The organism is Streptomyces sp. NPDC015345, from assembly GCF_043078805.1.
Lineage (GTDB): Bacteria > Actinomycetota > Actinomycetes > Streptomycetales > Streptomycetaceae > Streptomyces.
In genome coordinates this window covers 1,022,572-1,046,166 of sequence record NZ_JBIBTX010000003.1, presented here as the reverse complement: position 1 = coordinate 1,046,166, position 23,595 = coordinate 1,022,572, and the positions used below count along the sequence as shown (strand labels likewise).

General features: G+C 69.8%; 24 protein-coding genes and 1 pseudogene. 20 read left to right on the top strand and 5 right to left on the bottom strand.

What is annotated here, in order from left to right; translation table 11 throughout:
• Positions 1-104 precede the first annotated feature (104 nt).
• Positions 105-542, bottom strand: a complete 438-nt coding sequence (locus tag ACF062_RS17220; protein ID WP_030565229.1) for a hypothetical protein — start codon at positions 540-542, stop codon at positions 105-107.
• Between the two features lie 335 nt (positions 543-877).
• Between ACF062_RS17220 and hemL the strand changes: the two genes are divergently transcribed.
• The 8 genes from hemL to ACF062_RS17180 all read left to right on the top strand — a co-directional run bounded on the left by hemL (position 878) and on the right by ACF062_RS17180 (position 9,180).
• A complete protein-coding gene (gene hemL / locus ACF062_RS17215; RefSeq protein WP_392138826.1) occupies positions 878-2,203 on the top strand; it encodes a glutamate-1-semialdehyde 2,1-aminomutase in 1,326 nt (441 codons plus the stop codon).
• The gene (locus ACF062_RS17210) at positions 2,200-2,892 is read left to right on the top strand and encodes a histidine phosphatase family protein (RefSeq protein WP_392138824.1); all 693 of its coding nucleotides are present in this window, start codon (positions 2,200-2,202) and stop codon (positions 2,890-2,892) included. The genes hemL and ACF062_RS17210 overlap by 4 nt, the downstream gene beginning before the upstream one ends.
• Before the next feature lie 202 nt (positions 2,893-3,094).
• The gene (locus ACF062_RS17205) at positions 3,095-4,324 is read left to right on the top strand and encodes a hypothetical protein (protein ID WP_392138822.1); all 1,230 of its coding nucleotides are present in this window, start codon (positions 3,095-3,097) and stop codon (positions 4,322-4,324) included.
• Between the two features lie 66 nt (positions 4,325-4,390).
• Positions 4,391-5,038: a TlpA disulfide reductase family protein gene (locus ACF062_RS17200; RefSeq protein WP_223776066.1), complete on the top strand. Its 648-nt coding sequence runs from the start codon at positions 4,391-4,393 to the stop codon at positions 5,036-5,038.
• Complete coding sequence (locus tag ACF062_RS17195; protein WP_223776067.1) at positions 5,038-5,802, top strand: cytochrome c biogenesis CcdA family protein; 765 nt, start codon at positions 5,038-5,040, stop codon at positions 5,800-5,802. Before ACF062_RS17200 ends, ACF062_RS17195 begins: the two co-directional genes overlap by 1 nt.
• A gap of 3 nt (positions 5,803-5,805) precedes the next feature.
• A complete protein-coding gene (locus ACF062_RS17190) occupies positions 5,806-7,539 on the top strand; it encodes a cytochrome c biogenesis protein ResB (RefSeq protein WP_392138820.1) in 1,734 nt (577 codons plus the stop codon).
• On the top strand, positions 7,536-8,627 hold the full coding sequence (ccsB, locus tag ACF062_RS17185) for a c-type cytochrome biogenesis protein CcsB (RefSeq protein WP_392138818.1): 1,092 nt from the start codon (positions 7,536-7,538) through the stop codon (positions 8,625-8,627). The genes ACF062_RS17190 and ccsB overlap by 4 nt, the downstream gene beginning before the upstream one ends.
• 46 nt (positions 8,628-8,673) lie before the next feature.
• Positions 8,674-9,180, top strand: coding sequence for an SRPBCC domain-containing protein (locus tag ACF062_RS17180; protein ID WP_392138816.1), 507 nt, complete (start codon positions 8,674-8,676; stop codon positions 9,178-9,180).
• Here ACF062_RS17180 and ACF062_RS17175 read toward each other — a convergent pair.
• A complete protein-coding gene (locus tag ACF062_RS17175; RefSeq protein ID WP_392138815.1) occupies positions 9,170-10,144 on the bottom strand; it encodes a zinc-binding alcohol dehydrogenase family protein in 975 nt (324 codons plus the stop codon). The two genes, ACF062_RS17180 and ACF062_RS17175, sit on opposite strands and share 11 nt — an antisense overlap.
• A 119-nt stretch (positions 10,145-10,263) precedes the next feature.
• On the opposite strand from ACF062_RS17175, the gene ACF062_RS17170 reads away from it, so the two are divergent.
• Together ACF062_RS17170 and ACF062_RS17165 are read left to right on the top strand one after the other, a co-directional pair.
• Complete coding sequence (locus tag ACF062_RS17170; protein ID WP_392138813.1) at positions 10,264-10,581, top strand: ArsR/SmtB family transcription factor; 318 nt, start codon at positions 10,264-10,266, stop codon at positions 10,579-10,581.
• A 128-nt stretch (positions 10,582-10,709) separates the two neighbouring features.
• The gene (locus ACF062_RS17165) at positions 10,710-11,675 is read left to right on the top strand and encodes a DMT family transporter (RefSeq protein WP_392138811.1); all 966 of its coding nucleotides are present in this window, start codon (positions 10,710-10,712) and stop codon (positions 11,673-11,675) included.
• Here ACF062_RS17165 and ACF062_RS17160 read toward each other — a convergent pair.
• Positions 11,572-12,468, bottom strand: a pseudogene (locus tag ACF062_RS17160) (LysR family transcriptional regulator); the annotation flags it as partial. The gene ACF062_RS17165 and the pseudogene ACF062_RS17160 sit on opposite strands and share 104 nt — an antisense overlap.
• Positions 12,468-12,800: a PLDc N-terminal domain-containing protein gene (locus ACF062_RS17155; protein WP_392138809.1), complete on the bottom strand. Its 333-nt coding sequence runs from the start codon at positions 12,798-12,800 to the stop codon at positions 12,468-12,470. The pseudogene ACF062_RS17160 and the gene ACF062_RS17155, both read right to left, overlap by 1 nt.
• Before the next feature lie 89 nt (positions 12,801-12,889).
• Between ACF062_RS17155 and ACF062_RS17150 the strand changes: the two genes are divergently transcribed.
• The 3 genes from ACF062_RS17150 to ACF062_RS17140 are packed head-to-tail and all read left to right on the top strand — an operon-like array spanning position 12,890 to position 15,955.
• Complete coding sequence (locus ACF062_RS17150) at positions 12,890-14,344, top strand: menaquinone biosynthesis decarboxylase (RefSeq protein WP_392138807.1); 1,455 nt, start codon at positions 12,890-12,892, stop codon at positions 14,342-14,344.
• Complete coding sequence (mqnP, locus tag ACF062_RS17145) at positions 14,341-15,246, top strand: menaquinone biosynthesis prenyltransferase MqnP (protein WP_392138805.1); 906 nt, start codon at positions 14,341-14,343, stop codon at positions 15,244-15,246. The genes ACF062_RS17150 and mqnP overlap by 4 nt, the downstream gene beginning before the upstream one ends.
• Before the next feature lie 7 nt (positions 15,247-15,253).
• The gene (locus ACF062_RS17140) at positions 15,254-15,955 is read left to right on the top strand and encodes a UbiX family flavin prenyltransferase (RefSeq protein ID WP_392138803.1); all 702 of its coding nucleotides are present in this window, start codon (positions 15,254-15,256) and stop codon (positions 15,953-15,955) included.
• 86 nt (positions 15,956-16,041) lie between these two features.
• Here ACF062_RS17140 and ACF062_RS17135 read toward each other — a convergent pair whose 3' ends face one another.
• Positions 16,042-16,167 (bottom strand): hypothetical protein, encoded by a 126-nt coding sequence (locus ACF062_RS17135; protein WP_392138924.1) that lies wholly within the window; start codon positions 16,165-16,167, stop codon positions 16,042-16,044.
• A gap of 132 nt (positions 16,168-16,299) precedes the next feature.
• Between ACF062_RS17135 and ACF062_RS17130 the strand changes: the two genes are divergently transcribed.
• From ACF062_RS17130 to ACF062_RS17100, 7 genes are all read left to right on the top strand, one after another.
• Positions 16,300-16,755: an Lrp/AsnC family transcriptional regulator gene (locus tag ACF062_RS17130; RefSeq protein WP_030791839.1), complete on the top strand. Its 456-nt coding sequence runs from the start codon at positions 16,300-16,302 to the stop codon at positions 16,753-16,755.
• A 69-nt stretch (positions 16,756-16,824) separates the two neighbouring features.
• Positions 16,825-17,988 (top strand): aminofutalosine synthase MqnE, encoded by a 1,164-nt coding sequence (mqnE, locus tag ACF062_RS17125; RefSeq protein WP_223776078.1) that lies wholly within the window; start codon positions 16,825-16,827, stop codon positions 17,986-17,988.
• A gap of 97 nt (positions 17,989-18,085) precedes the next feature.
• Positions 18,086-18,610 carry a GNAT family N-acetyltransferase gene (locus ACF062_RS17120; RefSeq protein WP_392138801.1) on the top strand — a complete coding sequence of 175 codons (525 nt, stop codon included), beginning with the start codon at positions 18,086-18,088 and terminating at the stop codon, positions 18,608-18,610.
• Between the two features lie 160 nt (positions 18,611-18,770).
• Positions 18,771-19,064 (top strand): DUF4229 domain-containing protein, encoded by a 294-nt coding sequence (locus tag ACF062_RS17115; RefSeq protein ID WP_392138799.1) that lies wholly within the window; start codon positions 18,771-18,773, stop codon positions 19,062-19,064.
• A gap of 375 nt (positions 19,065-19,439) precedes the next feature.
• Positions 19,440-20,813, top strand: coding sequence for a dicarboxylate/amino acid:cation symporter (locus ACF062_RS17110; RefSeq protein WP_392138797.1), 1,374 nt, complete (start codon positions 19,440-19,442; stop codon positions 20,811-20,813).
• Positions 20,814-21,017: 204 nt separating this feature from the next.
• Positions 21,018-21,638 (top strand): TetR/AcrR family transcriptional regulator, encoded by a 621-nt coding sequence (locus tag ACF062_RS17105; protein WP_392138916.1) that lies wholly within the window; start codon positions 21,018-21,020, stop codon positions 21,636-21,638.
• Positions 21,639-22,085: 447 nt separating this feature from the next.
• Positions 22,086-23,594 carry an alpha/beta hydrolase gene (locus tag ACF062_RS17100; protein ID WP_392138914.1) on the top strand — a complete coding sequence of 503 codons (1,509 nt, stop codon included), beginning with the start codon at positions 22,086-22,088 and terminating at the stop codon, positions 23,592-23,594.
• Position 23,595: the final 1 nt, after the last annotated feature.

Below are 23,595 nucleotides of genomic sequence, written 5' to 3'. Positions count from 1 at the left end.
GCGTTCACTGACCGGCGCGATCACGTCCGTGGATCCGGACAGCGGCTTCGATGTCGTCCCCTTCGCCCAGCAGCTCGCCGCCCTGCGCGTCGAGTGACGGGACGTCAGGGCCACACCAGGCAGTACGCCTGGTGCCCCGCGTCGTGCAAACGGTGGCTGAAATCCTGCCACTCGTGCAGGAGTTGGTAGACGTTGAAGGCGTCGCGCGGGCCGCCGCGGTCGGGCACGGTGGACCAGATGAAGGCCGCGGCGCCCACCGACTCCTCGCCGACGCCGCGCAGCGGGTCGACGACGGTCATGGGGAGCTTCACCACGGCGTAGTCGGGGTGCAGGACGACCAGTTCGAGCGGGGGCACCTTGTGCAGGGGTATGCCCTCGATGCCGGTCAGGACCATCGCGGCCATCGTCTCCGGCTTGATCTTCGTGAACATGCCGCCCATGCCGAGCTCGTCGCCGCCGAGCTCCTCGGGCCGCATCGAGATCGGCACGCGGGCGGCGGTCGCACCGTCCGGGGCGCCGAAGTACTTGTACGTCACCCCCACCCCGCCACTCCTGCTGCTCATCCGGTCCGGCCGGGATTCGATCGACTCGCTCCGCGCCTGGTCGGGCGCCTGCGCAGGCTGCGCTTGTGCCTCACGTCGGTGCTTGCCCCGCCGGGCACGCCGGGGGCCCAGGCCGTCGGTCCCCTCGCCCAGTCCGCCACCGCGATGCATATCTCCACCCGACTGCTTTTCCAGGGCGGCACGGCCCTGTCTTTTCTAGGCCTCGCGGCCCCCGCCACGCAACCCGATCATCGTGTCAGTGACCTCCCCCACGGTCACCCGCTAAAACGTGGAGTGAAACACCTGTCCGCAGGAAGTCCGGACCCTCTGACACCATGGCTCGTGTGAGCTTCCCGTATAGCGCCCCAGTTTCGCAGACTCTTTTCGACCGTGCGGCGGCCGTGACGCCCGGCGGTGTGAACTCTCCCGTGCGCGCGTTCCGCGCTGTGGGTGGTACGCCCCGTTTCATGGTGTCCGGTACCGGTCCGTACCTGACTGACGCCGACGGCCGCGAGTACGTCGACCTCGTGTGCTCGTGGGGTCCGATGATCCTCGGGCACTCCCACCCCGAGGTGACCGCCGCCGTGCAGGAGGCCGTCGCCCGCGGCACCTCCTTCGGTACGCCCGGCGAGGGCGAGGTCGCCCTCGCCGAGGAGATCGTGGCCCGCATCGCGCCCGTCGAGCAGTTGCGGCTCGTCTCCAGCGGCACCGAGGCCACCATGTCCGCCATCCGGCTCGCCCGTGGCTTCACCGGGCGCGCCAAGGTCCTCAAGTTCGCCGGCTGCTACCACGGGCATGTCGATGCCCTCCTGGCCTCCGCCGGTTCGGGCGTGGCGACCCTCGGCCTGCCCGACACCCCGGGCGTCACCGGCGCCCAGGCGGGCGACACCATCGTCGTCCCCTACAACGACCTGGACGCCGTGCGCGCCGCCTTCGCCGCGCACGAGGGCCAGATCGCCTGCGTCATCACCGAGGCCTCGCCCGGCAACATGGGCGTCGTACCGCCCGGGGAGGGCTTCAACCAGGGCCTCGCCGACCTGTGCCGGGAGAACGGCGCGCTGTACATCTCCGACGAGGTGATGACCGGCTTCCGTACGTCGAAGGCGGGCTGGTACGGCGTCGACGGCGTGCGCCCCGACCTGATGACCTTCGGCAAGGTCATGGGCGGCGGCTTCCCCGCGGCGGCCTTCGGCGGGCGCGCCGACGTGATGGCGCACCTCGCCCCGGCCGGTCCGGTCTACCAGGCGGGAACGCTGTCGGGGAACCCGGTCGCCACGGCCGCGGGCCTCGCGCAGCTGCGGCTTTTGGACGATGCCGCGTACGAGAAGATCGACGCGGCCTCGGAGCGGCTGCGGGGTCTTGTGAGCGAGGCGCTGGGCAAGGAGGGCGTCGCGCACACCGTGCAGAACGCCTCCAATATGTTCTCCGTCTTCTTCACCGACCGCGCCGTGCGCAACTACGACGACGCCAAGGCGCAGGAGTCCTTCCGCTTCACCGCCTTCTTCCACTCGATGCTGTCCCAGGGCGTCTATCTGCCGCCCTCGGCCTTCGAGTCCTGGTTCGTGTCCACCGCCCACGACGAGCGGGCCATCGAGCGGATCGCCGCCGCCCTGCCGGGTGCCGCGCGCGCGGCCGCGGAAGCCACGGAGGCCGGCGCATGAGCGGCACGGCAGCGGGTGACGAGCTGACCGTCGTCCATGTGATGCGCCACGGCGAGGTGCGCAACCCCGACGGGATCCTGTACGGGCGGCTGCCCGACTACCACCTGTCGGAGCTGGGCCGGCAGATGGCCGACCGCGTCGCCGAGCACCTCGCCCAGCGCGACGTCACGCACGTCGTCGCCTCGCCGCTGGAGCGCGCCCAGGAGACCGCCGCGCCGATCGCCAAGGTGCACGGCCTGGAGCTCGCGACGGACGCCCGGCTCATCGAGGCGGAGAACGTCTTCGAGGGCAAGACCTTCGGAGTCGGCGACGGCGCGCTGAAGAACCCCGAGAACTGGCGGCATCTGGTCAACCCCTTCAAGCCGTCCTGGGGCGAGCCGTACATCGAGCAGGTCGTACGGATGATGGGCGCCCTGGACGCGGCGAAGGACGCGGCCCGCGGGCACGAGGCGGTCTGCGTCAGCCACCAGCTGCCGATCTGGATCGTGCGCAGCTTCGTGGAGAAGCGGCGGCTGTGGCACGACCCGCGCAAGCGGCAGTGCACCCTCGCGTCGCTGACGACGTTCACCTACCGCGGTGACCGCATCGTCTCGGTGGGTTATTCGGAGCCCGCCCGGGATCTCGTCCCCGCGCATCTCCTCGCCGGTGCCAAGCCGGTGAAGGGCAAAGGCAAGGCTTTCGGCGCCTGACGCCGATTACCGCCCGCGGGCCCCGTTTTATCTACGTCATGTGATCACGCCGCAACTGTACGTCCCTTTCGGGTAAAGCGCGGCAAATAACCGCGATGTGCAGGAACCTCGCTGTTCGTCGCGCCCTCTAACAGGTCGTCCCTCTTGCAAACCGGATACGGGCAGGAGGCGGACCCAAGGGCGCGACGAATGGGGATGTGGAATGCGCGACATCAGCCGCAGGGGAATGCTCGGACTGGGAGCAGGTGCCGCGGCCGCTGTCGGACTCGCGGCATGCGGCTCCGGGGGCGACGGGGATTCCTCGGGGCCCGCGGAAAAGGCCAAGGAGGGCCAGGCGGGCGGCAAGGCGCCGGCCAAGCCGATCGGTGACGGGTCGACCGCCTACACCGGCAAGCAGCCCCACCAGCCCGGCAAGCCCGTACCGCTGGAGCCGGGCGAGACGCCCCCGCAGTTCGTGATCTTCTCCTGGGACGGCGCGGGCGAGGTCGGGAACGGTCTGTTCCCGCGCTTTTTGAAGCTCGCCGAGGACCACGGCGCGCACATGACGTTCTTCCTCTCCGGGCTTTATCTGCTGCCCGAATCGAAGAAGCGTCTGTACCGTCCGCCGAACAACGCGGTCGGCGCCTCCGACATCGGTTATCTCACCGACGGTCACATCAAGGACACGCTGAAGTACGTGCGCCAGGCATGGCTGGAGGGCCACGAAATCGGCACGCACTTCAACGGGCACTTCTGCGGGGGTTCCGGTTCGGTCGCCAACTGGACGTCCGCGCAATGGCAGGACGAGATCGACCAGGCCAAGTCCTTTGTGAAGAAGTGGCGTACGAACACCGGCTGGAGCGATCTGCCGCCGCTGCCCTTCGACTACGACAAGGAACTCGTCGGCGGCCGCACGCCCTGTCTGCTCGGGCAGGACAACCTCCTGCCGACCGCGAAGAAGATCGGCTGGCGCTACGACGCGTCCTCGCCCGGCGGCCGCCAGCGCTGGCCCGAGAAGAAGATGGGCGTCTGGGACCTGCCGCTCCAGGCGGTGCCCTTCCCCGGGCACTCCTTCGAGGTCCTGTCGATGGACTACAACATCCTCGCCAACCAGTCGCAGAACTCCACGAAGGCGCCGCCCCACAACTACCCGGGCTGGCGCAAGCAGGCCACCGAGGCCTACATAGCCGGGTTCAAGCGGGCCTACGAGTCCAACCGCGCGCCGTTCTTCATAGGCAACCACTTCGAGGAGTGGAACGGCGGCATCTACATGGACGCCGTCGAGGAGGCCCTGAAGCACATCGCGGGCAAGAAGGACGTACGCCTCGTCTCCTTCCGGCAGTTCGTCGACTGGCTCGACGTGCAGGACCCGAAGGTCCTCAAGCAGCTCCAGGGCCTCGACGTCGGCCAGGCGCCCGCAGGGGGCTGGAAGGGGCTCGGAAAGGCCGCCTGAAATGGGACTTTCCGCAACCGCGGGGGGTGCGGAAGATCCCCGAAACAGACATGCGAAACTTTTCACATGAGTGCCGCCTGCCGCGCCCCCCACAGCACGAACCGCAGCCGTAGCCGCCGCCGAGGCGGTCGCGGCCGCGCCGCCCTGCTGGCCGCGGGGGCCGCTGCCGGAGCGCTGACGCTCGCGGCCTGCGGCTCCGGCGGGACGTCGGGCGGGGGCGGCAACACCAACTTCGTGGCCGGGAAGGACGGCATCGCCACCGCCGCGAAGGCGGACCGCAAGCCGCTCCCCGAGCTCGACGGCGAGACCCTCGACGGCAAGCACCTGAACCTCACCAAGGCTTACAAGGGCAAGATCCTCGTCATCAACGTGTGGGGTTCCTGGTGCGCGCCGTGCCGGGCCGAGGCGCCGAACTTCGTGAAGGTCGCGAAGGAGACGAAGGCCAAGGGCGTCCAGTTCGTCGGCATCAACACCCGTGATCCCGAGCGCGGCCCGGCGATCGAGTTCGAGAAGGCGCACAAGGTGCCCTACCCGAGCGTGTACGACCCGACGGGCAAGCTGATGCTGCGCTTCCCCCAGGGCTCGCTCAACCCCAACGCCATCCCCTCCACGCTCGTCGTCGACCGGGACGGGAAGATCGCGGCGCGCACGCAGCAGCCACTCAACGAGGCGAAGCTGCGCAAGATGATCGACCCCGTGGTCGCGGAGAAGTGATGCTCACGCTCGCGGCCGTCACCGGCACGAACCAGACCGTCATGAGCGGGGCCCTGCTCCTCGCGATCCCGGTCGCCGTGCTCGGCGGGCTCGTCTCCTTCTTCTCGCCGTGCGTACTGCCGCTCGTCCCGGGCTATCTGTCGTACGTCACCGGGGTCAGCGGCCAGGATCTCGGTGAGGCGCGGCGGGGCCGGATGGCGGCCGGTGCCGCCCTCTTCGTCCTCGGCTTCACCGTGGTCTTCGTCTCCGCGACCGTCTTCTTCGGGGCGCTGGGGCGCACGCTCAGGGAGCACCAGGACACCATCTCGACGGTGCTCGGCGTGGTGATGATCGTGCTCGGGTTCTTCTTCATGGGGCTCATGCCCTGGCTGACCCAGCGCGAGTTCCGCTTCCACAAGCGGCCCGCCGTCGGGCTGATCGGCGCGCCGGTCGTGGGCGCGCTCTTCGCCGTCGGCTGGACGCCGTGCATCGGCCCGACACTCGCCTCGGTCCTCACGCTCTCCGCGGAGGGCGGCAACGCGCAGCGCGGCGCGGTGCTCGGCGTCGCGTACTCGCTCGGGCTCGGCATTCCGTTCATCCTCGCGGCCGTCGCCTTCCGCAAGGCGCTCGGCGCCTTCGGGTGGATCAAGCGGCACTACGCGTGGGTGATGCGTGTCGGCGGCATCATGATGATCGCGACCGGCCTGCTGCTCGTCACCGGCGTGTGGGACAGCATGGTGCAGCAGATGCAGGTCTGGACAAGCAGTTACAGCGTGGGGATCTGATCCATGAGCAAGACCGAAGCCCCCGAGCAGCGGGACGACCTCGGCGCCGCGGGCGAGCAGCTTTCGACGGCCCCCCGGGAGGACGCGCCGAACCTCCCCTCGCTCGGTGTCATCGGCTGGCTGCGCTGGTTCTGGCGCCAGCTCACCTCGATGCGGGTCGCGCTGATCCTGCTCCTGCTGCTCTCGCTCGGCGCGATCCCCGGCTCGCTGATCCCGCAGAGCAACGTCGACGAGCTCAAGGTCCAGGACTTCATGGACCGGCACACCACGCTCGGGCCGCTCTACGACAAGCTCCAGCTCTTCGACGTCTACAGCTCGGTGTGGTTCTCCGCGATCTACCTCCTGCTTTTCGTCTCCCTCATCGGCTGCATCGTGCCGCGCACCTGGCAGTTCGTCGGCCAGCTGCGCGGCCGTCCGCCGGGCGCCCCCCGGAAGCTGACGCGGCTGCCCGCGTACACGACGTGGCGCACGGAGGCCGAGCCCGAGCAGGTGCACGAGGCCGCGCTCGCGCTGCTCAGGCAGCGCCGCTTCCGCGCGCACACCGCCGCCGGTTCGGTCGCCGCCGAGAAGGGGTATCTGCGCGAGGCCGGGAACCTGATCTTCCACATCGCGCTGATCGTCATGCTGATCGCCTTCGCCGCCGGGCAGCTCTTCAAGTCCGAGGGCGGCAAGCTGGTGATGGAGGGCGACGGCTTCTCCAACACGCTCTCCCAGTACGACGATTTCAAGTCCGGCAGCCTCTTCGACACCAACGACCTGGCGCCGTTCCACTTCACCCTCGACGACTTCAAGGGCACGTACGAGAAGTCGGGCCCCAACCGCGGCACGCCCCGCACCTACCGGGCCGACGTCACCTACAGCGAGGGCGCCGACGGCCCCGAGAAGAAGAAGTCCATCGAGGTCAACGAACCGCTGGAGATCGACGGCTCGAAGGTCTACCTCATCGGCCACGGCTACGCCCCCAAGGTCACCGTCCGCGACCCCAAGGGCAAGGTGATCTACGAGGCCGCCGTGCCGCTGCTGCCCATCGACCAGAACGGCACCGCGACCGGCGCCATCAAGGTCCTGGACGGCTACAAGAACAAGAGCGGTGTGAAGGAGCAGCTGGGCTTCAACGCCTTCTTCGTGCCGACGTTCGCGGGCGAGGGCAAGGGCCAGATGTTCTCGCAGTTCCCCGCCCCCGACTTCCCGGTGCTCGCGCTGTCCGCCTACCACGGCAGCCTGGGCGTCGACTCCGGTGTCCCGCAGAACGTGTACCAGCTGGACACCCGGAAGATGCAGAAGTTCAAGGACTCCCAGGGTGAGCTGTTCAAGAAGCGGCTGCTGCCCGGCGAGACCATGAAGCTGCCGAACGGCGCCGGCTCGATCACCTTCGAGAAGGACCTCAAGGAGTGGGCGACCTTCCAGATCTCGCAGGAGCCCGGCTCCGTGTGGGCGCTGGCCGGCGCGCTCGCCGCGATCGCGGGCCTCGCCGGCTCGCTGTTCATCCAGCGCCGCCGCGTGTGGGTGCGGGCGGTCAGGGGCGCCGACGGCGTCACGGTCGTGGAGATGGCGGGCCTCGGCCGCAGCGAGTCCGCGAAGCTCCCCGAGGAACTGTCCGACCTCGCCGCCCACCTGTACGAGAAGGCGCCCAGTGCGCCCGAGAAGGCGCCGAGCGCGCCCGACACCGACCCGGGCGCCCACGCCGCCTCCGACTCCGAGCCCGACGTAGCACCTGCCGAAGGGGCTGAGAAGTGAATCTCGCCGCCACCCTGGCCGCCGAACCCAACGAGGACCTCGCGCACATCAGCAATGTGCTGATCTACTCCGCGATGGCCGTCTACCTCCTGGCCTTCTTCGCGCACATGGCGGAGTGGCTCTTCGGCAGCCGCAGCAAGGTCGCCCGCACCGCCGCCGCGCTCACCCCGAGCAAGACCGCCGCGGCGGCCCCCGCGGTGACCGTCCAGGCCAAGGGCGGCACCGCCACCCTGGAGCGCCCGAAGGTCGTCACGCGGTCCGTCACCGGCGCGCGCGACGTGCCGGACGGGCCGGGCGCCGCGGCGGGCGACGAGAAGGGCGACCTGTACGGGCGCATCGCGGTCTCCCTCACCGTGCTGGCGTTCCTGCTGGAGTTCGGCGGTGTCCTGACCCGTGCCCTGTCGGTGCAGCGGGCGCCGTGGGGCAACATGTACGAGTTCTCCATCACCTTCTCCACCGTCGCCGTCGGCGTGTACCTGGTGCTGATGGCGCTGAAGAAGAACATCGCCTGGCTCGGCCTCCCCCTGGTCACCACGGTCCTGCTCGACCTCGGGCTCGCCGTCACCGTGCTGTACACCTCCAGCGACCAGCTGGTCCCGGCCCTGCACTCGTACTGGCTGTGGATCCACGTCTCCACCGCGATCTTCTGCGGCGCCGTCTTCTACGTCGGCGGCGTCGGCACGCTGCTCTACCTCTTCCGCGACAGCTACGAGACGAAGCTGGTGAACGGCGGCAAGCCCGGCAAGTTCGCCACCTCCGTGCTGGAGCGGCTGCCCTCGGCGGCCTCGCTCGACAAGTTCTCGTACCGCCTGAACGCCGCGATCTTCCCGCTGTGGACGTTCACGATCATCGCGGGCGCCATCTGGGCGGGCGACGCCTGGGGCCGCTACTGGGGCTGGGACCCCAAGGAGGTCTGGTCCTTCATCACCTGGGTCGCGTACGCCGGCTACCTGCACGCCCGCGCGACGGCCGGCTGGAAGGGCCGCAAGGCCGCCTACCTGGCGCTCATCGCCTTCGGCTGCTGGCTGTTCAACTACTACGGCGTGAACATCTTCGTCACCGGCAAGCACTCGTACGCCGGGGTCTGACCCCGTCAGGGGTGCGGAACGGGCCGCTCCGGGTCAGGCTGGTGTCATGACCGAGACGATCGGGCAGGGCACTAGCCGGACCGAGGGTGCCACCCAGCACCTGCACTACGAGCTGAGCCTTCCCCACCCCGTGGAGAACGTCTGGGCGGCGGTGGCCACTCCCGAGGGGCTCCCGGGGTGGCTGGCCGCCGCTGACGTGTTCGAGCCCCGGCTCGGCGGTGCCGTCACGCTGCGCTGGCTCAACGGCGAGCCGGACGCCGTGCACTGCGGGCACATCACCGCCTGGGACCCGGACGTCGTCGCCGAATACACCATCGACCTGCACGGCCGCTGCCGCTTCCACCTCGAACCGGGGGCCGGACACGCCGGGACCACGCTGCGCTTCACCAACGAGTTCGACGGCGACGACGCGCTGCGCCTCGACTGCCTCGCCGGGTGGCACCAGCACTTCGAGTTCCTGGTGGACGCCCTCGCCGGCCGCCCCAAGGACTGGTCGACGTGGAACCTCGACCGCTGGCGGCAGCTGCGCGAGACCTACGCCGCTACGGACTGACCCGCAGCAGCAGCTTCCCCGTCGTGGTCCGCCCGCCCATCAGGCGGTGCGCCTCGGCCGCCTCGCTCAGCGGGAACTCGGCGGTCACCGGCAGCGTCACCGTGCCGTCGGCCACCAGCCGGAACGCGCGCCCGGCCAGCGTGCGCAGCGCCTCGGGAGCGCTCTGGGCCAAGGTGAGGATGGAGAACGCCGAGACCGTGTGAGCCCCCGGGAACAGCTCGGGCTGGCCGACCCGCCACGGCTCGGCCCCGCTCGCGTTCCCGAAGGAGACCAGTCGGCCGAAGGCGGCGAGGGCGGCCATTGACTGCCGGAACGTGTCGCCGCCGACCGGGTCGAGCGCGAGGTCGACGCCGCGGCCGCCGGTCGCCCGGCGCGCGTCGGCCGCGAAGGTGTCGCCGACGAACACCTCGTCGTAGCCGTGCTTCAGGGCGTACTCCGCCTTGGCCGGGCCGGAGACCACGCCGTACACCGTGGCGCCCGCCGCCTTCGCCACCTGGCCGACGACCGTGCCCACGCCGCCCGCGGCCCCCTGCACGAGCACGCTCTCCCCGGCCGTGAGGCGGCCCACCTCGTGGACCAGGGCGTGCGCGGTCGGCAGCACGGTCGGCAGGGTCGCCGCGGTACGCAGGTCCATGCCATCGGGCAGCGCGAAGACGGTGGCGGCGTCCGCGAGGGCGACCTCGGCGTAGGCGCCGCCCGCGGTGAGCGCGGCCACCTCCTGACCGGGCCGGAGCCCGGTGACGTCGGCGCCGACCGCGCGGACACGGCCGGAGACCTCGATGCCGGGGACGTGGGGCAGCGCGGGCACGCGGTAGCCGTCGGAGCGGGCCTTGATGTCGGCGAAGTTCACGCCGGTGTAGGCGACGTCGACGGTCACCTGACCGGGGCCCGGCTCGGGGACGGCGGCGGCCACCACCTCCAGGACCTCGGGCCCGCCGTACTCCTTGAACTGGACTGCGCGCATGGCTGTGCCACCTTTCCGCCGGGTGCTCGATGAGAACCGGGTGTTCAATCAAAAGCGAACACCCGGGAGTGTATGGTTTTCATCGAACACTCGGCAAGGCGGGAAGGGCGTGGGCAGGCATGGCGGGTCACCGCGTGGCACCGGCGCACACGCACCCCGACGACGTCCCCGTGCAGACCGCGCTGGCGGCGCTCGCCGATCCCGTACGGCTCTACCTCGTACGGGAGTTGGCCGGATCCGGCGACTGGACCCGGGCCTGCGGCAGCTTCGACGTCTCCGTCGGCAAGGCCGCCCTGAGCCACCACTTCGCGACCCTGCGGGCGGCCGGCATCGTCGAGCAGCGCGACGAGGGCGCCCGGCGCGTCAACCGCCTGCGCCGCGCGGAGTTCGAGGCCCGCTTCCCGGGGCTGCTCGCGCTGGTGCTGCGCGGCGACTGACCCCGGCCCGGGGGAGCCGCACGCCCCGAGGCCGTGGTCAGGCCTCATCGACGGCGCCGATGGAGCCATCGGGAGGACGCCGCGGCAGCGCGTGGACCTGTGGCTTCGCCCGCTCGTACGTTCCTGCCATGACCCCAGAGAACGCTTCGCAGAACAAGGGCACGGCCCAGCTCACCGCCGCCATGGTGCTCTCCGGCACCCTCGGCGTCTTCGTCGTGGAGTCCGGCGCCGCCGCCTTCGACGTCGTCTTCTTCCGCGTCCTGTTCGGCGCCCTCGCCCTCGGCGCGTACGCCTTGGCCCGTGGCTACTTCCGCGACCACGGCCTCACCCCCAAGAAGCTCGGACTCGCCGCGCTCGGCGGGGTGTTCACCGTCTTCAACTGGGTGTTCCTCTTCAAGGCGTACGAGGCCACCTCGATCTCCCTGGCCACCGTCGTCTACCACACGCAGCCCTTCTTCCTGGTGCTGCTCAGCGCCCTGATCCTGCGCGAGCGGCTCAGCCGCGCCCAACTGGGCTGGCTGGCCGCCGCGTTCGCGGGCCTCGTGCTCGTCTCCGGGGTGCGTCCCGGCGACGCGGCCTCCCTCGCAGGCATCGGCCTCGCGCTGCTCGCCGCCGTCCTCTACGCCCTTTCCACGCTCGTCACCAAGCGCGTCACCGGCGTCCGCCCGCACCTGATCGCCCTGGTCCAGGTCCTCGTCGGCATCCCGCTGCTGCTGCCCTTCGCCGACTTCGGCGCGGTGCGCGGCACCGGCACCGGCTGGGCCTGGCTCGTCGGCCTCGGCGTGATCCACACCGGCCTGATGTACGTCCTGATGTACGCGGCGTACGCCAAGCTGCCCACGCCGAAGATCGCCGTGCTCGCCTTCACCTACCCGGCGGTCGCGATGGTCGCCGACTGGGCCGTCTACGGCCACCACATCGGTGTCGTGCAGGCCCTCGGCGTCCCGCTGATCGTGCTGGCGAGCCTCAAGGTCACGCTGGGCCGGGCGCCGCGCTCTGCTCGCGCACGAGCCGCACGGCCTGCTCCACGAACAGCCGCACATGCGCCGGAAGCCGCTTCCCCGACCGCCACGCGAGCTGCGTCCACAGCGTGAACGGCGGCTCCCACGGCAGCCGGACGAGGGTGCCCTCCGCAAGCTCCCTGGCCACCGTCACGGCGGGCAGCAGCGCCACGCCGAGGCCGCCCGCCACGCCCTGCTTCGTCGCCTCGATGGTGCCGAACTCCATGAACGGCGGCGGCGCCCCGGTCCGCGTCCGCAGCTCGGCCTCGAAGAGGTCCCGGTAGGGGCAGCCGGGCTCGGTGCCGACCAGCTGCACCGCCGCCAGCTCGTCCGTGGCGAGCTTGGCCGCGCCGCCCGAGGTCAGCGGATGGCCCGGGGCGCAGACCAGGACCAGCGGCTCCTCGGCGAGGACCTCGCACTCCAGCCCCGGATGCTCGGTCCCCGGCTCCATCAGGAACCCCACGTCGTACGTACCCTGCCGCAGCGCCCGCCGGGTCTCGTCACCCAGCGTCGGACGCAGCGAGAGCCGCACCTTCGGATAGCGGTGGTGGAAGAGTTCGAGGAGCGGCGGCAGCCGGTAGGAGGTCAGCGACTCCATCGTGCCGACCGCGATCGCGCCGGCCGGTTCCTCGGCGCCGACGGCCGCGGCGCGCGCCTCGTCGGTGAGTTCGATGATCTGCCGGGCGTAGGGCAGCAGCCGCGCCCCCGCCTCGGTCAGGCGGATGCGGCTGCCGAGCCGGTCGAAGAGCTCCGTGCCGAGGGAGGTCTCCAGGGCCCGGATCTGGCTGGTCACGCTGGACTGCGCGTACGCCAGGTCGGCGGCGGCGCGGGTGAAGCTGAGGACGGTGGCGACCTTCTCGAAGGTCACCAGGAGCCGCAGTTCCATCAGCTGTCGCTGCCCTTGTCCCGCTTCCTGTCGTTGTCGTCGGCGTCCTCGTCGGGGGCGTCGTCCTTGAGGGACTTCAGGAACTCGGGGTTGTCGTCGGGCGCCACCCACTGGGTCCTGCCCCGGCCGCCACCCCCGGCGGGCGCCTTGCGCACCTTGCCCGTCGCGAACCAGGCGATCGGGCCGAGCAGCACTTCGCCGAAGAGGAGCACGATGATGACCCACACCACCTTGGGCAGATGCCTGACCTCCTTCTCCGGAGTGTTCAGGACATCGATGAAGGCGTAGATCCACACCGCCAGGACCAGCAGGAACGGCAGATACCTGAGCATGGTGGCGCGATCCCCCAACGAGCGACGGCGAGAGGCGTGCGAGCCCCCGGTGACGGGGCCAGGGTAACCGGTGCCGGATACTGGAACGCATGGCTTACGACGATCTTCGCTCCCTGCTCCGCGCACTGGAGCGCGAGGGCGATCTCAAGCGCATCAAGGCCGAGGTCGACCCGTACCTGGAGGTCGGTGAGATCGTCGACCGGGTACAGAAGTCCGGCGGTCCCGCGCTCCTCTTCGAGAACGTCAAGGGCTCGGCGATGCCCCTGGCGATGAACGTGTACGGGACGGACCGCCGTCTGCTCAAGGCGCTCGGCCTGAAGTCGTACGCCGAGATCAGCGAGAAGATCGGCGGCCTGCTCAAGCCGGAGCTGCCGCACGGCTTCGTCGGGGTGCGCGAGGCGTTCGGCAAGCTCGGCGCGATGACGCACGTACCGCCCAAGAAGGTCAAGGAGGCCCCCGTCCAGGAGGTCGTCCTCACCGGCGACGACGTGGACCTGGAGCAGTTGCCCGCGCTCTTTACGTGGCCCGAGGACGGCGGCTCCTTCTTCAACCTCGGCCTGACCCACACCAAGGACCCCGACTCCGGGGTGCGCAACCTCGGCCTGTACCGCCTCCAGCGCCACGACAAGCGCACCATCGGCATGCACTGGCAGATCCACAAGGACAGCCGCAACCACTACCAGGTGGCCGCCCGCAGGGGCGAGAAGCTGCCCGTCGCGATCGCCTTCGGCTGCCCGCCGGCGGTCACGTACGCCTCCACGGCGCCGCTGCCCGGTGACATGGACGAGTACATGCTGGCCGGGTTCATCCAGGGCAAGCGCGTGGAGATGGTCGACTGCAAGACGGTCCCGCTCCAGGTGCCGGCGCACGCCGAGGTCGTCATCGAGGGCTGGCTTGAGCCGGGCGAGATGCTGCCGGAGGGGCCCTTCGGCGACCACACCGGCTTCTACACGCCGCAGGAGCCGTTCCCCGCGCTGACGATCGACTGCGTGACCATGCGCAAGCGGCCGCTGCTCCAGTCGATCGTGGTCGGCCGCCCGCCGACGGAGGACGGCCCGCTCGGCCGTGCCACGGAGCGGTTCTTCCTGCCGCTGCTCAAGGTGATCGTGCCGGACATCGTCGACTACCACCTGCCGGAGTCGGGCGGCTTCCACAACTGCGCGATCGTCTCGATCGACAAGAAGTACCCGAAGCACGCGCAGAAGGTCATGCACGCCATCTGGGGCGCGCACATGATGTCCCTGACCAAGCTGATCGTGGTCGTGGACAAGGACTGCGACGTCCACGACCTGCACGAGGTGTCCTGGCGGGCGCTCGGCAACACCGACTACGCCCGCGACCTCACCGTCGTCGAGGGCCCGGTGGACCACCTCGACCACGCGTCCTACCAGCAGTTCTGGGGCGGCAAGGCGGGCATCGACGCGACGAAGAAGCTGCCCGAGGAGGGCTACACGCGGGACGGGGGCTGGCCGGACATGGTCGAGTCCGACCCGGAGACCGCCTCGAAGGTCTCCCGCCGCTGGAAGGAGTACGGACTCTCGTGACCTCAGCATCCGCCGCGATCCCGCGACAGCCGGGCAGGACCAAGGCGTTCCTGCGGCTCGTCATGATCGAGCACTCCGTCTTCGCGCTGCCCTTCGCCTACATCGCCGCCCTGACCGCGATGTTCCAGGTCGACGAGAACATCCACTGGGCGCGGCTGCTCCTGGTCACCGTCTGCATGGTGGGCCTGCGGACCTTCGCCATGGCGGCGAACCGGATCATCGACCGCGAGATCGACGCCCGCAACCCGCGCACCGCCCACCGCGAACTCGTCACCGGCGCCGTGTCGGTGAGGTCCGCGTGGACCGGCGCGCTGATCGCGCTCGCCGTCTTCCTCGGCGCGGCCGCCCTGCTGAACCCGCTCTGCCTGGCGCTCGCGCCCATCGCGGTGATCCCGATGGTCGTCTATCCGTACGGCAAGCGGTTCACGAACTTCCCGCAGGCGATCCTCGGCCTCGCCCAGGCGATGGGGCCGGTCGGCGCCTGGATCGCCGTCACCGGCGAGTGGTCGTGGCAGGCCGTCATCCTCGGCCTCGCGGTCGGCGTGTGGATCGGCGGTTTCGACCTGATCTACGCCTGCCAGGACGTGGAGACGGACCGCGAGGTCGGCGTGAAGTCGGTGCCCGCGCGGTTCGGCATCCCGGCCGCGATCCGGGGCGCGCGCGGCTGCCACCTGGTGACCACGGCGCTGTTCGTCTGGTACGCGCTCGACACGGGCGCCGGCCTGTTCTTCTGGCTGGGACTCGTGGTCGTCGCGGGCGCCTTCCTGTACGAGCACTCGATCGTGAAGCCGCACGACCTGTCGCGCCTGAACCGTGCCTTCTTCCAGGTGAACGGCTTCATCGGAATCGCCCTGTTCGCGTGCGCGCTGCTCGATCTGCTCGTACGCGGCCTCACCGTCTGAAACACCCATGGGTAGGCTTCACAGCGTGAACCCAGGAGATACGGAGCGTAGGCCTTGGATCGTGGGGGTGTCGGGCGCCTCCGGGACCCCGTACGCCGCCGCGGTGCTGCGCGCGCTGCTCGCGGCGGGACAGAGCGTGGACCTCGTCGTATCGCGGGCCTCGCGGCTGACGCTGCTCGACGAGACGGGCATCTCCTTCCGGGACGCGCACTGGCGGGACGACCTGCGGCAGTGGCTCGCGCGCGGCGCGGACGGGAAGCCGGACACCTTCGACGTGACCGCGGGCGACCTGGCCGATGTGCGGTACTGGGCGGCCGGTGATCTGGCGGCGGGCCCGTCCTCGGGGTCGTACGCGACGAAGGGGATGCTGATCGCGCCGGCGTCGACGGCGTGCGTGGCCGGGGTGGCGCTCGGACTCTCGAAGGATCTGTTGCAGCGGTCGGCGAGCGTGACGCTCAAGGAAGGCCGCCGGCTGGTGGTCTGCGTACGCGAGACGCCGCTGAACGGTCAGACGCTGAAGCACTTGGTGAGCCTGGACGAGGCGGGCGCGATCGTGCTGCCCGCCTCTCCGGCGTTCTACGCGGGGGCGACGCACATCCAGGATCTGGTGGACTTCGTCGCGGGGCGGGTGCTGGACGCGGCGGGTGTGCCGCACGAGCTGTACCGCCGGTGGAAAGGGGAGCTGGGGGGCGCTTCCAGTGCCGACTGAGCGCGCCCCCGAAGGGGCGCGGGGAACTGCGCGAGCAACCAAGACGAACCCGCGGTCGGCGCCGCGCCCCCACCTCAACGGTGGAACTACCGCTTCTTGGCGCCCCGCAGCTTCCGGGTCGCCTTCCGCGGCACCGCAACATTCGCACGCGAGCGGTTGGCCATGTCCTGAAGCTCGCGCATACGGGCGTAGGCCATCTCGATCGAGTACACGGTGACTCACTCCTGAAGGATCGTCGTTGATCTGCTGAGATTGAGAAAGATTCGCAGGGTGTAATCCCTGTTGCGCCTTAGATTCTACACATAGACTCGCGGTATCGCTGAATAATGAAAGGCATCGCACCTATGGACGCCGTGGACAGGCAGCTCATCCAGGCCCTGCGGGAGAACGGCCGCGCCTCGTACGCCGAACTCGGGCGGCTCGTGGGACTCTCCGGGCCCAGCGTCACGGACCGGATCAACCGCCTCGAAGCGGCCGGTGTCATCACGGGCTACCGCGCGACCGTCGACTCCGCCTCGCTCGGTCTCGGGGTCATCGCCCTCATCGGCATCTCGCTCTCCGACGCGGCCGACCACGAGGACGTGGCGCGGCGCCTGAAGGACCTGCACGAGATCGAGGACTGCTGGTTCATCGCGGGCGACGACTCGTACATGCTCAAGGTCAGGGCGAGCGACGTGGACGGCCTGGAGAAGACGATCCGCAGGCTCAGCGGCACGCGCGGGGTCTCCCGGACGCGTACGACGATCGTGCTCTCCACCAAGTGGGAGAACCGGGTCGGGGAGCTGCCCGAGGAGGAATAAGGGCGGGGGCGTACCGTTGGCGGGAGTTTGTGGCAGGTCGTAGGTCGCTGGAGAGGTAAGGGCGAGGGCATGGACGCAGGTCTCAAGCGCGAGCTGGAGCAGAAGGTCCGGGACGGCGAGCGGCTGTCCCGCGAGGACGGCATCGCGCTCTACGAGTCGGACGACCTGGCCTGGCTCGGCGGCCTGGCCCACGAGGTGCGCACCCGCAAGAACGGCGACGTCGTGCACTTCAACGTCAACCGTCACCTCAACATGACGAACGTGTGCACCGCGTCCTGCGCGTACTGCTCATTCCAGCGCAAGCCGGGCGAGAAGGACGCGTACACGATGCGCATCGAGGAAGCGGTCCGCCTCGCCAAGGCGATGGAGGGCGAGAACCTCACCGAGCTGCACATCGTCAACGGGCTCCACCCCAACCTGCCGTGGCGCTACTACCCGCGGTCGCTGAGCGAGCTGAAGAAGGCCCTGCCGAACGTCTCGCTCAAGGCCTTCACCGCCACCGAGATCCACCACTTCGAGACGATCTCCGGGCTGTCCGCCTCCGAGATCCTCGACGAGCTGATCGAGGCCGGTCTGGAGTCGCTGACCGGCGGCGGCGCGGAGATCTTCGACTGGGAGGTGCGTCAGCACATCGTCGACCACCGCACCCACTGGGAGGACTGGTCGCGCATCCACCGCCTCGCGCACGAGAAGGGTCTGAAGACCCCGTGCACGATGCTGTACGGCCACATCGAGGAGCCGCGCCACCGCGTCGACCACGTGCTGCGGCTGCGTGAGCTCCAGGACGAGACGAACGGCTTCCAGGTCTTCATCCCGCTGCGCTACCAGCACGACTTCGTGGACATGAAGGACGGCAAGGTCAGGAACCGCCTCCAGGCGCGCACGACCATGGCGTCCGGCGCCGAGGCCCTGAAGACCTTCGCGGTCTCGCGCCTCCTCTTCGACAACGTCCCGCACGTCAAGGTCTTCTGGGTCATGCACGGACTCCAGACCACGCAGCTCGCGCTCCAGCACGGCGCCGACGACATGGACGGCTCGGTCGTCGAGTACAAGATCACGCACGACGCGGACAACTTCGGTACGCCGAACAAGCTGACCCGCGAGGACCTGCTCGACCTGATCCGCGAGGCCGGCTTCCGCCCGGTCGAGCGGAACACGCGCTACGAGGCGATCCGCGAGTACGAGGGCCCCGACCCGATGCTGCGTGAGACGCCGCAGGCGATGCGGGTCTGACCCGCTTGTCGTTCGCTGCGAGCCCCGGCCCATCAGGGCCGGGGCTTGTTTTGTTTTTCCCTGGCGACCCGTCATGTGTAATGGTTAATCTTGCCTTATGACTCTTACCTTTAAGTTGGACCCGGTGATCGATCCCGCCCTGCGCGACGGGGTGCTCACCCTGTGGACCGACGTGGTCAACGCCGGCGGAGCGGTCGGCTTCGTACCGCCCGTGACCGTTGACGACATCCGGCCCGAATGGCTGGGACGCCTGACCGAACTGAGCGAGGGCCGCACCCGGCTCCTCGTCGGGTACGACGAGCAGGGCGCCGTCGCCGCGACCGCCTTCCTCACCCGCAACGGGCACCGCCTGATGAAGCACTGGATCTGGCTGTACGTGGTGATGGTCCACCCGCGCCACCAGGGCAAGGGGTACGGGCGCGAGCTGATGGCCGCCGCCGAGGACGCCGCCCGCACCTTCGAGGGCATCGAGGCGATCCGGCTGACCTGCCGGGGCGGCACGGGCGTCGACCGCTTCTACGCCTCCTGCGGATACAAGGAAGTCGGACGGGTGCCCGACGCGATACGGGTCGCGCCCGGCGACGACCGCGAGGACATCATGATGCTTCTGTCGCTGCACTAGACCGCTGCACTGGACCGCTGCACTGGACCGCTGCACTGGGACCGCTGCACCAGGCCGCGGTTTCGGAGCGGTACCCACTTGCCGGGCGCGGGTCCTTCCATGCTTCACTGGAGAGGCTCGTCCAGCTCGGGCCCATTTCGGAACGGAAGAGTGGATTGACATGCTCCGCTACACGCTGATGCGCCTCGGGATCTTCGTGGGTTGCTTCCTGGTCGTCTGGGGCCTCGTCTACTCCGGGATGCTGCCGCGCGGCCTCGGTGACTCCAACATGCTGTGGATCCTGCTGCTCGCACTGGTCGTCTCGGCGCCCATCAGCTTCGTGGTGCTGCGCAAGGAGCGCGACCGCGCCTCGGAGGACGTCGTCGCCCGCGTGGACCGCGCCAAGGCCAGCCTGGAGGCGAACCGCACCCAGGAGGACATTGCGGACGACATGGCGCGCGCGCAGCGGTCGTAAGCTTCGTCACTCTCGCCGGAACCCCGGTCCGGAGCCATTTGGCTTCGGGCCGGGGTTCTGTGCGTTGTCTGAAGGGCTCGGGCGGAGCTCGGGGAGGGCTCGGGCGGGGCTTTACCTCAAACAAGGCCTTTGATGTTCTCAAAGCGCGAGTGTTAACGTGTTCGACATGAAGACAGCAGCAGCGCACCACCACGCCATGAGCGTCCCGCTCGTGGCGCGCCTGCATGTCGATCTCTGCCGCTGCATGTCCGCGGCCTGTCACGTCTGACCGTGACCCCCGATGCAGTGGCGACGCTGACCCTTCGCGGTCGCCGCTCCCGTATGTCCCTCTCCCCGATCTCCTTGATCCCCTGATTTCCCCACCGGAGTGTGTCCGTGTCCGCGAATTCCGCGCCGTCCGCCGACCAGGCGGGCCAGAGCCGGCCGCCCGAGCCGAGCTTCCGGATATCCGAGTTCCTCAAGATCCCCTTCTGGGCCCAGATCCTCGCCGGTCTGCTCCTCGGCGTCCTGCTCGGCTGGATCGCCCGCAGCCAGGACGTCTCCTGGCTCGTCACCACCCTGGACAAGGTGGGCAGCACCTTCATCGGGCTGCTGAAGCTGGCCGTCGCCCCGCTCGTCTTCTTCGCGATCCTGGTGTCCATCACCAACCTGCGCAAGGTCAACAACGCCGCACGCCTGGCCACCCGCACTCTGCTGTGGTTCATGATCACCTCGCTGATCGCGGTGGCCATCGGCCTCACCATCGGCCTGCTGACCAACCCCGGCTCCGGCACCGGCCTCACCCCGAAGGACGGCAAGGCGCCCGACCACGCCGGCTCCTGGATCGACTTCCTGACCGGGATCATCCCGACGGACGTCATCACGCCGTTCACCCAGCTCAACGTCCTCCAGATCGTCTTCATGGCCGCCGTCGCCGGTGTCGCCGTACTGAAGATCGGTGACAAGGCCCAGCCGATCCTGGAGCTGAGCGAGTCGGTTCTCGCCCTCCTCCAGAAGGCCCTGTGGTGGGTCATCAAGCTCTCCCCGATCGGCACCGTCGGCCTGATCGGCTTCGCCATCGCGGACTACGGCTGGAACCTCATCAGCAAGTACGCGACGTTCACCGCGGACATCTACATCGGCTGCGCCCTGGTGATGTTCGGCGTCTACCCGCTGCTGCTCGCCTTCGTCGCCAAGGTCAGCCCCGTCCAGTTCTTCAAGGGCGCCTGGCCCGCGATCCAGCTGGCCTTCGTCTCCCGCTCCTCCGTCGGCACCATGCCGGTCACCCAGAAGGTCACCGAGCGGCTCGGCGTCCCGAAGGAGTACACCTCCTTCGCGGTGCCCTTCGGCGCCACGACGAAGATGGACGGCTGCGCCGCGATCTACCCGTCGATCGCCGCGATCTTCGTCGCGCAGATCTTCGACGTGAACCTCGGCATCAAGGAGTACCTGCTCATCGCGTTCGTGTCCGTGGTGGGTTCGGCGGCCACCGCCGGCCTGACCGGGGCCACCGTCATGCTGACGCTGACCCTCTCCACGCTCGGCCTGCCGATGGAGGGTGTGGGTCTGCTGCTCGCCATCGACCCCGTCCTCGACATGATGCGCACCGCCACGAACGTGGCCGGGCAGGCGCTGGTGCCGGTGATCGTCGCCGCCCGCGAGAAGATCCTCGACCGTGAGGCGTACGAGAGCGCGTCGTCGTCGCCGCTCGAAGACTTCGACGCGGTCGAGGACGCGCCGCCGGCGCGGTCGGTGCCCGCCACGGCCTGAGCGGCCCCCCCGGGATCCGTCCCCAACGAGTGAGCCCTGCCCCGGAGTTGATCCGGGGCAGGGCTCTTCGCCGTCCGGTGGCGGTCCGGTCCGGTAATCGTGGACCTGTCTCCGTTGACCGTACGCTGACCCGTGAACGGACAGCTGTGAAAGCGGCGTGAGAAGGCGGGGGCCGGGGTGGGCGAGAAGCGGCGGCAGAAGCGGATGCCGCGGGCCGTGCGCGAGCAGCAGATGCTGGACGCGGCGGTGCGGATCTTCGGGCGGCGGGGGTACCGGGCCGCGTCCATGGACGAGATCGCGGAGCTCGCGGGGGTTTCAAAGCCGCTGGTGTATCTGTATCTGAACTCCAAGGAGGAGCTGTTCGGCGCGTGCGTCCGGCGGGAGGCCGCCGCGCTCGTCGACGCGGTGCGGGAGGGGGTGGGCGCCGCCTCGGGAGAACGTGCCGACCGGCAGCTCTGGGGTGGGCTGCGGGCGTTCTTCGCGCATACCGCGGAGCGGCCCGACGGGTGGGCGGTGCTGCACGGGCAGGCGCGTACGCAGGGGGAGCCGTTCGCGGCGGAGGTCGCCGCGATGCGGGCGGAGGTGCTGGCCTTCGTGACGTCGCTGATCGTGGCGGCGGCGCGGGAGGCCCATGGGGATCCCTTGCTGCCGGAGCGGGAGGTCGCCGGGCTCGCGCGGGCGTTGGTGGGGGCCGCGGAGTCGCTGGCGGACTGGGCCAACGCGGATGCGTCCGTCTCCGGCAAGGAGGCGGCTGCCACGTTGATGCGGTTTGCGTGGGCGGGGCTCGGGGGGTTGCTGGAGGGGCGGGGGTGGGAGTCGGCTTAGGCCGCCGGCGGCCTCGCTGGGGCCGTTTCGTACGGCGCCTTGGGTTCGTCTTGGGGGCGGGGCCCCGGGGGTATGTCCGTGCTCGCCATCTTGGTCTTGGGGCCTTGTTGCTTCGGGGGCCCCTATGACCACCACTGTGCTCCGCGCGCACATACCCCCGTGGCCCCTCCGGTGCGTTCGCGGGTGCGGGGTGTCGTCGGTTCGTGTCCCGCTCCGGTCGTTCGCGGGTGCGGGGTGTCGTCGGGTCGCGTTCCCCTCCGGTCGTTTGCGGGTGCGGGTGGGGCCGCCTTTGGGTGGGTGGGGTTTGCCGCGAGAGGCGGTGGGGCGTGTGTGACCTTAGGGTGGGCCGAGGGGGTGACCCCTGGGAGGTTGGTTGTCGTGCGGGGAACGTGCGCAGTCGCCGGTATAGCCGTGCTGGCCGTCGTGGGAGCGGGAGTGCCGGGCGTGATGTCGGGAGCCGCCGCCGACCAGAGCGGATCGCCCGACCTGTCGCGCTACTACACGCAGAAGATCAAATGGGCCGCCTGTGAGGGCGAGACCGAGGCCATGGCGGAAGCCACGGGGCACGCCAAGGACGTGCGGTGCGGGAAGGTGCGCGTACCGATCGACTATGCCGAGCCCGGTGGCGGAGACGTCGAGGTCGCCATGATCCGGATGAAGTCCAGCGGGAGTGGTGAGCCGCGGGGATCCCTGTTGTTGAACTTCGGCGGGCCGGGCGGTCCCGGTGTCTCCGCGCTCGCCGGGTCGCAGAAGGAGTTCGGCTTCCTCAGCAAGGACTACGACATCGTCTCCTTCGACCCGCGCGGCGTGGGCCAGTCCGACCCCGTCAGCTGCGGTGACCTGGGCACCGGCCCCCTGGACAGTGGTCTGGGCGAGCAGTCCGACGACCCGGGCGCCGTCCTCGCCGAGCTGCGCAAGGCCGCCAAGGAGTGCGAGGACAAGTCCGGCCCCGTCCTGCCGCACATGGGGACCGTGAACGTCTCGCGTGACCTGGACGTCATGCGGCAGGCCCTCGGTGACAAGAAGCTGAACTACCTGGGCTTCTCCTACGGGACGCGCCTCGGGGCCGTCTACGCCGCCCAGTTCCCGAAGAAGGTCGGGCGGATGGTTCTGGACGGTGTGGACACGCTGACCGAGCCCGTCGCCGAGCAGTCCCTCGCGACCGCCGAAGGGCGGCAGACGGCCCTCGACAATTTCCTGGAGTGGTGTACGGGCAACGCCGGCTGTGTCTTCGGCACCGACGTGCGGGCCGCGCGGGACGGCATGGTGAAGCTCATCCAGGACATGGACGCGATGCCGCTGCGGTCCATGGAGGGCGAGGAGTTCACCGGGCAGGACGTCGTCGGCGTCCTCAGCCAGGCCCTCTACAGCAGGCAGGCCTGGCCCGCGCTGTCACAGGCGCTCGGCGCGCTGCTCGCGGACGGGGACCCCCGGGCGCTGATACGGATGAGCGGCGGGCTCATGGGGGGCGTGGACACGGACGGGCCGCGGGTGGACGTGCCCATGGACAACATGTCCGCCGCCCTCATGGCCGTGAACTGCGCCGACGACCCCGACCGGCCCGACGCCGCCCGCATAGAGAAGGAAGTGGGCAGGCTCCGGACCCAGTTCGAGGAGGTGTCGCCCGTCTTCGGCAAGTCGATGCTGATGCCGGTGCTGCTGTGCTTCGGCCGTCCCGCGGGGACCGACTACATCCGTGAGCGCGTACGGGACGTGAAGACGCCGAAGCTGCTGCTCGTCGGCACGCGCGGCGACCCCGCGACGCCCTACCGCTGGACTGAGGAGACCGCGCGGCGGCTCGGCTCCCAGGCCGTCGTCCTGGACAACAAGGGTGACGGGCACACCGGTTACCTGGGGTCCGTCTGCGTGCACGACAAGGTGAACGGCTTCCTGCTGTACGGGGAGACGCCGAAGAGCGGCAGTTCGTGTCCGGTGGACCCGAAGGCCCAGGAGTGAG